At 29.5% G+C, this 12,525-nt stretch carries 8 protein-coding genes and 1 tRNA gene; 7 read left to right on the forward strand and 2 right to left on the reverse strand.

Annotated features, from left to right (window positions below):
• The 7 genes from pheS (at position 1) to ABXT65_RS00225 (ending at position 9,770) form a co-directional block, all read left to right on the forward strand.
• Positions 1-1,068, forward strand: a complete 1,068-nt coding sequence (gene pheS / locus ABXT65_RS00195) for a phenylalanine--tRNA ligase subunit alpha (protein WP_415323497.1) — start codon at positions 1-3, stop codon at positions 1,066-1,068.
• Positions 1,065-3,473, forward strand: a complete 2,409-nt coding sequence (pheT, locus tag ABXT65_RS00200) for a phenylalanine--tRNA ligase subunit beta (protein ID WP_415323498.1) — start codon at positions 1,065-1,067, stop codon at positions 3,471-3,473. The genes pheS and pheT overlap by 4 nt, the downstream gene beginning before the upstream one ends.
• A 2-nt stretch (positions 3,474-3,475) precedes the next feature.
• Positions 3,476-5,284 carry a translation elongation factor 4 gene (gene lepA, locus ABXT65_RS00205; RefSeq protein WP_415323499.1) on the forward strand — a complete coding sequence of 603 codons (1,809 nt, stop codon included), beginning with the start codon at positions 3,476-3,478 and terminating at the stop codon, positions 5,282-5,284.
• On the forward strand, positions 5,277-6,047 hold the full coding sequence (locus ABXT65_RS00210) for a class I SAM-dependent methyltransferase (RefSeq protein ID WP_415323500.1): 771 nt from the start codon (positions 5,277-5,279) through the stop codon (positions 6,045-6,047). The genes lepA and ABXT65_RS00210 overlap by 8 nt, the downstream gene beginning before the upstream one ends.
• Before the next feature lie 2 nt (positions 6,048-6,049).
• Positions 6,050-6,139 (forward strand) — tRNA-Ser (locus tag ABXT65_RS00215).
• 290 nt (positions 6,140-6,429) lie between these two features.
• Positions 6,430-8,487: a DNA gyrase subunit B gene (locus ABXT65_RS00220; RefSeq protein WP_415323501.1), complete on the forward strand. Its 2,058-nt coding sequence runs from the start codon at positions 6,430-6,432 to the stop codon at positions 8,485-8,487.
• 2 nt (positions 8,488-8,489) lie between these two features.
• A complete protein-coding gene (locus tag ABXT65_RS00225) occupies positions 8,490-9,770 on the forward strand; it encodes an ActS/PrrB/RegB family redox-sensitive histidine kinase (protein ID WP_415323502.1) in 1,281 nt (426 codons plus the stop codon).
• Here the strand turns inward: ABXT65_RS00225 and ABXT65_RS00230 are convergent.
• Together ABXT65_RS00230 and cobS are read right to left on the reverse strand one after the other, a co-directional pair.
• Positions 9,767-11,575, reverse strand: coding sequence for a cobaltochelatase CobT-related protein (locus tag ABXT65_RS00230; protein ID WP_415323503.1), 1,809 nt, complete (start codon positions 11,573-11,575; stop codon positions 9,767-9,769). The genes ABXT65_RS00225 and ABXT65_RS00230 overlap by 4 nt on opposite strands.
• Positions 11,576-12,514, reverse strand: a complete 939-nt coding sequence (cobS, locus tag ABXT65_RS00235) for a cobaltochelatase subunit CobS (protein ID WP_415323504.1) — start codon at positions 12,512-12,514, stop codon at positions 11,576-11,578.
• Between the last annotated feature and the right edge of the window lie 11 nt (positions 12,515-12,525).

Here is a 12,525-nt window from a genome sequence, read left to right on the forward strand (position 1 = left end):
ATGTCTAATATTAAAAAAATTAAAGATGAATTTCTTTTAAAGTTAAAAGATAATTTAGACTTAAATCAAGTAAACCAAATTAAAACAGATCTATTTGGTAAAAATGGATTGATTAGTTCTCAATTTAAACAGCTTGGAAAAGTAACAGAAGAAGAGAGAAAGAAATTTGCATCAGACTTAAATTTAGTAAAAGATGAGCTTCAAAACTTAATTAGTACAAAGATCAATAATATTGAAATTAAAGAAATTAATCGAAAATTAGAAAAAGAAAAAATAGATATAACTTTACCAGAGAGGCCTTTTGTTCAGGGAAAAATTCATCCAGTGTCTCAAGTTATAGATGAAATTTCTTCAATTTTTTCAGAAGTTGGATTTAGTGTAGAAGAAGGACCCGATATTGAGAACGAATATAATAATTTTACAGCATTAAATACACCTGACAATCATCCAGCAAGAGATATGCACGACACATTTTATCTTGATGAAAAAAAAGAATTACTATTAAGAACACATACTTCTCCAGTTCAAATTAGAACTATGCTTAATGATAAACCACCTTTTAAAATAATTGCACCAGGTAGAACATATCGATCAGATAGTGATCAAACTCATACTCCTATGTTCCACCAAGTAGAAGGACTACACATTGATAAAGATATAAATATGGGTCACCTAAAAGGTTGTTTAAATTATTTTATTAGAGAGTTTTTTGAGGTTGAAAAGATTAAAATGAGATTCAGACCAAGTCATTTTCCATTTACTGAACCATCAGCTGAGGTTGATATTGGCTATGAAATTAAAGATGGAAAAATAATAATTGGTGAAGGAGACAAGTGGCTTGAAGTTTTAGGCTGTGGGATGGTTCATCCAAATGTTTTAAAAAATGTAAAAGTCAACCCAGATGAATTCCAAGGATATGCATTTGGTATAGGAATAGATAGATTGGCAATGCTTAAATATGGCATAAATGATTTAAGAGCATTTTTTGATTGTGATTATAGATGGTTAAATCACTTTGGTTTTGATCCAACAGATGTACCCACAAACTACAGAGGCTTAAGTAGATGAAGATTACAACAAATTGGCTAAAAGAACATCTTGATACTAAGCTTAATGAAAATCAAATTATTGATAAACTTACAGAAGTTGGACTTGAAGTAGAAGGTGTTGACAGTCAATCAGGAGAGTTTGATAGCTTTATAATTGCTAAGATTTTGAAAGCAGAAAAACACCCTGATGCAGATAGGCTTAGAGTTTGTGATGTAGATATTGGAACAGGTGATCCTGTTAAAGTTGTTTGCGGTGCACCGAATGCAAAAGAAGGATTGTTGACAATTTATGCTCCTCCTGGCGCCGTAGTACCAAAAAATCAAATGAAACTAGTGGTAAGCAAAATAAGAGGTGTCACATCATATGGAATGCTTTGTTCAGAATCTGAACTCAACTTATCAAATGAAAGTGAGGGTATTACAGAACTTTCCTCAAAAAAATATGATAAAAAAATAGGTGAAAATTATTTTTCAAAAAAAATTTTAAATGTAATTGATATTTCCATTACACCAAATAGAGCAGATTGTTTGGGTGTAAGAGGGATAGCAAGAGATCTAGCAGCAGCGGGTGCAGGAACATTAAAAAATCAAAAAGAAAAAAAATTAGATAAAAAAAATAAACAAACTGTTAGTGTAAAAATTGAAAATGAAAAAAATCAGGCATGCACATCATTTGGTAGTTGCTTAATTACAAATGTAAAAAATACAGAAAGTCCAGAATGGTTAAAAGAAAAAATAATTTCTCTAGGTCAAAAGCCTATTTCTGCAATAGTTGATATTACAAATTATGTAATGTTTGATTTAAATAGACCGCTTCATGCATACGATGTTGATAAAATAGACAAAGGAATAATTGTAAGAAATTCTAAAAAAGGTGAAACATTCGAGGCATTAGATAGTAAAGAATATAAACTAGATGATGAGATGTGTGTCATATCAGATGCATCAGGTGTATTGGGTCTTGGTGGAATAATAGGAGGCACAAGAACTGGAACTGCGTTAGATACAAAAAATGTATTAATTGAGTCTGCTTATTTTAGTCCACGTTCAATCAGAAAATCTTCTAAAAAACTGAATATAGATACTGATGCAAAATTTAGATTTGAAAGAGGTATTGACCCATTATCAATTGAGCAGGGACTTGAGAGAGCTGCTAGCTTAATACAAGAAATATGTGGTGGTGTAGTTAGTGAATTTGATACTCAAAAAATTGAGGATGTTAAAAAAAAATCATTGAAATTTAATCCTTCTTTATTTGAAAAAATTACTGGATTTAATATCGATAACAAAGAAATGATCACAATCCTAAATAATCTGGGATTTGAAACAAGGGAAGATAAAGAGCTACTAGATGTCATTATACCATCTTGGAGACCTGATATTTTTCAAGAAGTTGATCTAGTAGAAGAGCTTGTAAGAATTAAAGGTTATGATCAAATTAAAATTATTGAACCTGAAAAAGTTAGAAAAAAACCAACATTAAATTTAAAACAAAAATTATTTCATTTTTTACAAAGATCTATTGCATCCAAGGGTTATCTTGAGGCTATTACATGGTCTTTCACTGATAGTAAAGTTAACCAACTATTCATTGAAGATAAAAAAAAAATTAAAATAATCAATCCTATAAGTTCAGACTTGGATGTATTGCGAAGTTCAATTTTTTCTAATTTAATTATTCACCTGAATAAGAATTTAGGAAGGGGATTTAAAGATTTATCAGTATTTGAAATAGGTCCAACTTTTTCAGGATTACAACCAGGAGAGCAGCAGACTGTAGTTTGTGGATTAAGGTCAGGAAAATTGTCTAGACATAGTTGGTTGGAAAAAGAAAGACTAGTTGATGTATTTGACGTCAAAAGTGATGTTATCAAAAGTTTGGTTGAAGCAGGCTACAATAAAGATAAACTCTATATTGATGATGAAACACCAAGCTATTATCATCCAGGAAAATCAGGAAGAATATTTTTAAATAAAGGAAAAGAAAAAGTAGTAGCTTTTTTTGGTGATATTCATCCAAGCATATTAAAAAAATTAGACATTAAAGTTGAAGCGTTAGTAGGATTTGAAATATTTTTAGATAACTTAAAAAAACCAAAAAAACCATTAAAAGATCAAAAAACTCAATATAAATATTCAGATTTTCAAAAATCAGAAAGAGATTTTGCTTTTATTTTAGATAAAAATTTTAAAGTTCAAGAATTAATCGAGATTATTTATAATGTAGACAAAGAATTAGTAAGATCTGTCAAAGTATTTGACGTCTATGAAGGAACAAATATTCCTGAAGGTAAAAAATCAATTGCATTAAATGTAACGATCCAATCTTTAGAGAAAACATTAACAGAAGATGATTTAAATAAAATTAATCAACTTATTATTTCAGCTGTCGAATCAAAAACTGGTGCAAAGATTAGATCATAATCATGCCAAAAATTGATCATATTAGAAACTTTGCAATTATTGCCCATATAGATCACGGTAAATCTACTATAGCAGATAGAATAATTCACACATGTGGTGGCCTTACAGAAAGAGAGATGAAGGCTCAAGTTTTAGACTCAATGGATATTGAGAGAGAAAGAGGGATAACTATTAAAGCTCAAACTGTTAAACTTAATTATAAAGCAAAAGATGGTAAAGAGTATATCTTAAATATTATTGATACTCCGGGACACGTAGATTTTAGCTACGAAGTTAGTAGATCTCTGTATGCGTGTGAAGGATCTATTTTAATTGTTGATAGTACTCAAGGAGTAGAGGCACAAACATTAGCAAATGTTTATCAAGCTTTAGATACTAAACATGAAATAGTTCCTGTTTTAAATAAAGTTGATTTACCGGCTTCAGATTTAGAAAAAACAAAGACGCAAATAGAAGATGTTATCGGTATTGATACTGAAAATGCGATACCCTGTTCTGGAAAAACAGGTGAGGGTATAGAGGACATTCTTGAACAAATTATTGTATCACTTCCAGCGCCAGAAGGAGAAAAAGAAGCGGATTTAAAATGCTTATTAGTTGATAGCTGGTATGACACTTATTTAGGAGTGGTTATTTTGGTTAGAGTTATCGATGGAAAAATTTCCAAAAGCATGAAAATAAAAATGATGTCGACAAACCAGGAATATATAATTGAAAAAGTAGGTGTATTTACCCCAAAAGCAACTGATGTTAATGAGTTAAATGCTGGAGAAATTGGCTTTATAACAACAGGAATAAAAATCTTATCAGAAACAAAAGTTGGAGATACCATTTGTGACGCAAGCAAACCACTTCTAGAAGCATTGCCTGGATTTAAACCAAGCAAACCAGTAGTATTTTGTGGATTGTTTCCTGTCGACAGCTCTGAATATCAAAAACTAAAAGATGGCTTGGGTAAACTTCAATTAAATGATGCTAGTTTTTCATATGAAGCAGAATCCTCTTCTGCCTTAGGGTTGGGATTTAGATGTGGGTTTTTAGGTTTACTACACTTAGAAATTATTACAGAAAGATTAGAGAGAGAATTTGATATAAATTTATTAACCACAACACCAGGTGTTGTTTATAAAGTTCACATGAATAAAGGTGAGGTAATAGAATTACAAAACCCTTCAAGTTTACCAGAGCCCACATTAATTAACTATATTGAGGAACCTTGGATTAAAGCTACAGTTATTACTCCAGATCAGTATTTGGGAGCAATTATAAAAGTTTGCCAAGATAAAAGAGGAGTACAAACAAACTTAAGTTATTCTGGAAATAGAGCAGTTTTAAACTATGAAATACCTTTAAATGAAGTTGTATTTGATTTTAACGACAGACTAAAGTCAATGACGAGTGGTTATGCTAGTTTTGATTATGAGATCATTGGTCACAGAGAGGGCGATTTAGTGAAACTTGGAATACTTGTAAATGCGGAACCAGTAGATGCCTTATCAATGATGGTTCATAAAGATTTTGCCCAAACAGTTGGAAGAGAAGTGTGTGAAAAATTAAGAGATTTAATTCCACGGCATAATTTTATGATCCCGGTACAGGCTGCAATTGGTGGAAAAATTATAGCAAGAGAAACAATAAAAGGTTTTAAAAAAGATGTATTAACTAAAATTCACGGTGGTGGAGCAAGAGATAGAAAAAGAAAATTACTTGATAAACAGAAAAAAGGTAAGGCCAGAGGTAAACAATTTGGAAAAGTAGAAATACCTCAAGAAGCTTTTATCGGTGTGTTAAAGATTAATAAAGATGTCTAACTTCTTAATAATTATAATATTAATAATTTTATATTATTATAATAAGAAAAAAATAAGAAGATTATTTAAAAAAAAAATTAAATCTGTTGAAATAGAAAATGTTCACGAAATTTTTAAACCAAATAAAATAACTGATAATTTACTTGGACCAAGTGATGATTTAATTATTAAAAGTTTTAGTATTCCTCAGAGTTATAAGATTGTTGGAATGACAACCGATTATGAATCTTGGATACTCTCTTGTTTGAGTAAAATTAGTAAAAATATATTTGAATTTGGAACTTGCAGTGGAAAAAATACGTATTTAATGGCTTTAAATTCTAGTCAAGATACAAAAATTATAAGCTTAACTTTAAGTCAAGAGCAGTCTAAAAACCTTAACTTGTCTAAAAAAGATAACAATATCTCAATCAAAAATATTTTAAAAGAAAGCAATTATGAAAAATTTTTATTTTCTGGAAAAAAAGTTCAATCAAAAATTGATATAATCTTTATTGATTCTAGAGAGTTTAAAACGGTAAATTTTTTGAAGAAATTTGACCTAATTTTTATTGATGGAGGTCACACTTATAGTGTTGTGAAAAACGATTCTGAAAAAGCATTTGAAATGCTTTCATATGGAGGAATAATCATTTGGCACGATTATGTTGTAGGCAAGGAATCCAGTAAGGATGTCTGTAAATACATCCATGAACTTGAAAAAGAAAAAAAAATATATCACATAAAAAATACATCAATGTGTTATTATAAAAATAATCTGTAATAGGAGAGATGGCTGAGCGGTTTAAAGCGCACGCTTGGAAAGTGTGTGTACTGTTAAAAGTACCCAGGGTTCGAATCCCTGTCTCTCCGCCATTAGCTTAAATATTTGTAAAATAATAATCAGCATTTATTTGATTAATTTTTTTAAGACCGATGCTATATAATTTTTTATTTACTTTGCCAAAGTTGTTTGGGAGTATTTCTGTCCGTAGAAAGATTCTATTATTTTTGAATATATTTTTTTTGATTTGTATAAACTTACTTTAAATGAAATTATTATTTAAAATAGGGGCTTTTTAAAGCATTTGAACTTAAGATAAATCATTAAATTAATCCAATTTATTGAATAAATGATATAAAAAACGAATTCTAATATATTAAATATGAAAAATAATTCGACATATCAAGCAGACTCAATTAAAGTTTTAAAAGGTCTTGAGGCAGTTAGAAAAAGACCGGGTATGTACATTGGTGATACAGACGATGGGACTGGCTTGCATCACATGGTCTATGAAGTTGTGGATAACTCAATAGATGAAGCTTTAGCTGGACACTGCAAAAATATAGATGTTAAAATTAATTCTGATGGAACTATCACTGTTAGAGACGATGGTAGGGGAATACCAGTAGATATGCATAAAGGCGAAAAAATGTCTGCTGCAGAAGTTATAATGACCCAACTACATGCGGGTGGAAAATTTGATCATGATTCATATAAAGTATCAGGTGGTTTGCATGGTGTAGGGGTTTCAGTTGTAAATGCATTATCAGAAAAATTAAAATTAGAAATAGATAGAGATGGAAATAGATATTTTATAGAGTTTAAAGATGGAGCTTCAAAAGCGCCCCTTAAAGTTATAGGCAAATCAAAAGGAACTGGTACCCAAATAACATTTTTGCCATCAAAAGAAATATTTTCTTCTATAAAATTTACTCCAAATATAATTATTAAAAGAATGCGTGAACTAGCATTCTTGAATAAAGGAATAAAAATAACGGTAAATGATTTAAACTTAAAAAAAGAAAAAATAATTATATTTAAATTTGATGGAGGTGTTTTAGAATTTGTTAATTTTTTAGATGAAAAAAGAGAAAAACTTATAAATAAGACTGGAAATGATTTATTTAAAAAACCTATCTATATTGAGGGTAAAAAAGATAATATTGAAATCGAATGCTCTTTAAAGTGGAATGCTAGCTACGGTGAAGATATTTATCCCTATACAAATAATATTTATCAAAAAGATGGAGGTACTCACTTACTGGGATTTAGAAGTGCATTAACTAGAGTAATCAATAAATATGCAACAGAACATAATTTGCTAAAAAAAAATAAATTAACAATATCAGGTGATGATATTAAAGAGGGTCTTACTTGCGTTATTTCAGCAAAAATACCTGATCCAAAATTTTCCTCTCAAACAAAAGATAAGTTAGTTTCATCTGAGGTAAGAATGATAGTAGAAAGTATTGTTAGTGAAAAACTATCAATATGGTTTGATCAAAATCCAACTACATCTAAAATTATTTTAGCAAAAGTAATGCAGGCAGCACTTGCAAGAGATGTGGCTAGAAAAGCGAGAGAAAATGTAAGGAGAAAAGGTGCTTTAGAATTAAGTGGATTACCTGGAAAATTAGCTGACTGTCAAATAGGAAAACAAGAAGGGACTGAATTGTTTATAGTTGAGGGAGATTCTGCAGGTGGCTCAGCAAAACAAGGCAGAAACAGATCAAATCAAGCAGTATTACCATTAAGAGGAAAAATTCTTAATACTTATGTTGAGGAGATTGCTCTTAAAAAAAATAGTAACAGAGATGGAAGTGAACACAGAACAAAATCGTTAGCTAAAATGATGTCATCTAATGAAGTTGTTACTTTAATTAATGCCCTTGGTCTTGATCCAAAGGTTGAGGATATAGATTTAAAAGATTTAAGGTACGGAAAAATTATTATCATGACCGATGCAGATGTTGATGGATCACATATTAGAGCACTACTATTAACATTTTTTAATAATAAGCCGTTTAATAAATTAATAGAAAATGGACATGTTTACCTTGCTCAACCACCATTATTTAAGATTAATAAAGGTACAAAAGGAATTTATATAAAAGACGAAAGTGAATTAGAAAATTATATTCTAAAAAATAACAAAGAATTACAAAAAGCTAAAAAAGGAAGCAAAGAATTTATCAAAGCCTATGAAGAGGAAAAATCTAAAATGAGCATTCAAAGGTTCAAGGGTTTAGGAGAAATGAATCCAGAAGAACTATGGAGCACCACTTTAGATCCGGAGACAAGAAATTTACTACAAGTTCAATATTCAAAAGATTTAAAAAAAGACCAACACCTTATCCATACCTTGATGGGTAATGACGTTGCTTTAAGAAAAGATTTTATTGTCTCTAACGCAATTAATGTTCAAAATTTAGATATCTAATAATGAAGTTTTTCGAAACTTCGAAATATTTTTCATTAAAAAAATCTACATACATCAATCTAAGATGGGTAGCTATTATTGGTCAGTTAATAACAGTAAACTTTATATATTTTATTTTTGATTTTAAATTCGATTTAATTTTAGAAAATTCAATAATTTTAATTGGAATACTAAGCAATCTTTATTTAATTTATCTTAATAAGAATACACAGCTATTAGATAAAACAGCATTTATTTTTTTATTAATTGATATTTTAATGTTAGGTGGCTTAATTTATTTAACAGGAGGAATTGTAAATCCTTTCTCAATTTTTTTAATAATTCCAGCTATTTTTTCATCATCAAACTTAGGCCTTAAGAGTAATTTATTGTTAGTTGGCATCACTATTTTAACAATTATTTTTCTTACTTTTTTTAACCAACCACTGCCTTACCCAGTTAGTGAACATTTTCATGTTGATGGTAGTTATTATTATTCAATTCCTGTCTCATTAATTATTGCTTTAATTTTTTTAAACTATTTTGCCTTAACCTTTGGAAAAGAATCTAGGATTAGGAAAGAAGCCCTAAACAAAATGGAAGAAATTATGTCGAAAGAACACGAGCTTTTGTCACTCGGCGGTCAAGCTGCTGCTGCTGCTCATTCTTTAGGTACTCCATTTTCTACTATAAAAATTATATCCTCAGATTTATTAGAACAATTTAAAGATAATGATGAAGCTAAAAAGGATGTCAGTCTTTTGGTGAGTCAAATAGAAAGATGTAGCAAAATATTAAAAAGATTAACGTTAAATCCCATTGTTGAGGATAATTTTATTGATAGAGATTTATCTGTAGCTGACTATTTAAATGAAATTATAAAGTCTTTTAAGGAAATAAGTAAAAAAGAATTTATTCTAAATTTTGATCAAAATTTAAATTCATTAAATATTACTAAATCTATTGAGGTTGTTTATGGGTTAAGAAATTTTATTGGTAATGCAAATAAATTTTCAAACAGCAAAGTTTTCATAATTTTAAAAAGTGATAATGACACTACAGAAATTATAATTGAGGATGATGGTGAAGGATACTCCAAAGATGTGTTAAGAAATATTGGTGAACCTTATATTAAGTCTTATAAATCCTCTATAAAATCTAAATCAGGACTAGGTCTTGGTATCTTCATAGGTAAAACTTTGCTTGAAAAGAATTATGCAGATATTTTATGTAAAAATTCAGAAACAAGAAGTGGTGCTGAAGTTAGTATTAAATGGAAAAATAAAGATCTTATAAACCTTTAGTGCAATTTATTTTTATTTTCAAATAGACCACTTAGTTGAGAAATCATCACATCTCCAAGCTCATGCACATCGGTTATTTTAATAGCCTTATCGTAGTACCTAGAAACATCATGTCCAATACCAATTGCTAAAATTTCAATATCACTTTTCGTTTCTATAAATTTAACCATTTTTTTCAAATGTTTTTCTAGAAAGTCTCCTGAATTAACTGACAAAGTAGAGTCATCTACTGGCGCACCATCAGAAATGACCATTAGAATTTTTCTTTCTTCTTTTCTTTTTTTAATTCTATTGTAAGCCCAAGATATAGCTTCTCCGTCTATATTTTCTTTTAATAGCCCTTCTTTTAGCATTAAACCTATATTATTTTTAGCTTGTCTCCAGTGAGTGTCTGCTCCTTTATATATTATGTGTCTTAAGTCATTAAGTCTTCCGGGACTTTTCGGTTTATCAGTTTTGGTCCAAGCTTCTCTACTTTTTCCACCTTTCCAGTTTTTAGTCGTAAAACCTAATACCTCAACCTTCACAGAGCATCTTTCCAAGGTTCTAGATAATATATCCGCACAAAGTGCCGCGATTGTTATAGGACGTCCGCGCATTGATCCTGAATTATCAATCAACAAAGTTACTATCGTATCTTTAAAATCAAGATCTTTTTCCTTCATAAAGGATAGTGAATTATATGGATCCATAATAATTCTAGTTAGTTTAGAACTATCCAATAATCCCTCTTCTAAATCAAACTCCCAAGCTCTATTTTGTTTTGCAAGTAGTTGTCTTTGTAACTTATTTGCAAGTTTTGTTATGAGGTCTTGGAAGCCAACAAGCTGTTGATCTAAACTCTTTCTCAATCTTTGTGTTTCTTTTATATCTTCTAAGGTCTCAGCTTTTGCAATTTCATCAAATTCTGAAGTAAAAATTTTATATTCTTGGTCTATATTGTTTAAATTAGTTTTTTGTATTACATTATCTGTACTCTCTTTTAGAGAATCAGAATCTTCAAATTGCTCATCCATTTGCTGGTCACTAAGATCAAAGCCTGCGTCTAGGCTTGCCCGAGTCTCATCTTGCTTATTTTTTTCTTCTTTACCATCTGATTGATTATCATCATTTTTTTCTGATTTATTCTCTTGTTCGTTATCTTTTTCATCATTATCATCATTGTTCTCATCATTATTTGAATTAAAAATATCCATACTTTGAAGAATTTCTGAAAATTTTAACCCATAGTTATCTTGCTCTTCTAAATTTTTATTTAAAAAGTCCAGATGCTTATCAATGGAGGAGCTAAAATCTTTTTCCCAAAAGCTTAACATTCTTGAAGATACAGCATTAAGCTTTAAATTAAAAAATTTTTTTAACATATAAAGTTCAAAAGCTTCTGTTATAGGAACATCTTCTTTATTTTTTAATTGATCTTTACGAACTGAAGTTATTTTTTGATTATAATTTTCGCTCAGATTTTTTTCGACACCTTTAAGCATTCTTCCACCTAAAACCTCATATCTAATTTTTTCAGCAATACTATACAGAGATTTACAAGAGGGATTATTAGGTAAGTTTTTATTAAATATCTCTTTATTGGAAAATTTTTTTTTAAGCGCACCCGAATCTGCTTCAGCTCTCAATCTAATAAAGTCATCTCTATGAGATAAATTTGTCGCATCAAAAAAATCTACTTTTTTCGATTTAAAATTTTTATCAATTTTTTTAACATTCAGCTTATAATCTTCTGAAATTACTTTTGCAGTGGAGATTAAAGCTTGTTTAAATTGTTCTTTAAAATTATCTTCTTTATTGCTCATTTAAATCTGAATATTAACCATTGACTCTGGTAATTCGTCACCAAAACATCTTTGATAATATTCAGCTATAGTACTCTTTTCAATATCGTCACATTTGTTTAAGAATGTAACTCTAAATGCATAACCAGTATCTTTGAAGATTTCTGCATTTTCAGCCCAATGCAAGACAGTTCGAGGACTCATAACTGTTGAAATATCTCCTGCTATAAAACCTTTTCTAGTTAAAGAGGCTACTTTAATCATATTGGATATCTTTTCTTTACCTTTGGGGTTATTCAAATTTTTATTTTTTCCCAAAATAATTTCCATTTCTTTATCAAGGCTTAAGTAATTTAAAGATGTAACTATATTCCACCTATCCATTTGTCCTTGATTTATTTGTTGTGTCCCGTGATACAATCCAGTTGTATCTCCTAACCCAACCGTATTAGAGGTTGCAAATAATCTAAAAAATTTATTTTGTTTTATAACTTTATTTTTATCTAAAAGAGTAAAATTTCCCTCAGCTTCTAATACTCTTTGAATAACAAACATTACATCTGGTCTTCCAGCATCATATTCATCAAAAACAAGTGCAACAGGATTTTGAATAGACCAAGGTAAAATACCTTCTTTAAATTCTGTAACTTGCTTCCCATCTTTTACAACAATTGCATCCTTTCCAATAAGATCAATTCTACTTACATGACTGTCTAAGTTTACTCTAATACAAGGCCAGTTTAATCTTGCTGCAATTTGTTCGATGTGAGTTGACTTGCCAGTTCCATGATATCCCTGAACTAAAACTCTCTTATTAAAGGCAAAACCAGATATGATTGCAAGTGTAGTATCTCTATCAAATTTATAATTTTTATCTATTTCAGGTACATACTCACTTTTTTTTGAGAATGCATCAACCTCCATATCTGAATCAATTCCAAAAGATTGCTTTAAAGACATTTTGATATCTG

This window comes from Candidatus Pelagibacter sp. Uisw_127 (assembly GCF_047722515.1).
Classification (GTDB): domain Bacteria; phylum Pseudomonadota; class Alphaproteobacteria; order Pelagibacterales; family Pelagibacteraceae; genus Pelagibacter.

What these genes read in the sequence shown, in the direction of transcription:
- pheS (WP_415323497.1), top strand. Translation starts at nt 1, where the DNA reads ATGTCTAATATTAAAAAAATTAAAGATGAATTTCTTTTAAAGTTAAAA.
- pheT (WP_415323498.1), top strand. Translation starts at nt 1,065, where the DNA reads ATGAAGATTACAACAAATTGGCTAAAAGAACATCTTGATACTAAGCTT.
- lepA (WP_415323499.1), top strand. Translation starts at nt 3,476, where the DNA reads ATGCCAAAAATTGATCATATTAGAAACTTTGCAATTATTGCCCATATA.
- ABXT65_RS00210 (WP_415323500.1), top strand. Translation starts at nt 5,277, where the DNA reads ATGTCTAACTTCTTAATAATTATAATATTAATAATTTTATATTATTAT.
- ABXT65_RS00220 (WP_415323501.1), top strand. Translation starts at nt 6,430, where the DNA reads ATGAAAAATAATTCGACATATCAAGCAGACTCAATTAAAGTTTTAAAA.
- ABXT65_RS00225 (WP_415323502.1), top strand. Translation starts at nt 8,490, where the DNA reads ATGAAGTTTTTCGAAACTTCGAAATATTTTTCATTAAAAAAATCTACA.
- ABXT65_RS00230 (WP_415323503.1), bottom strand. Translation starts at nt 11,575, where the DNA reads ATGAGCAATAAAGAAGATAATTTTAAAGAACAATTTAAACAAGCTTTA.
- cobS (WP_415323504.1), bottom strand. Translation starts at nt 12,514, where the DNA reads ATGTCTTTAAAGCAATCTTTTGGAATTGATTCAGATATGGAGGTTGAT.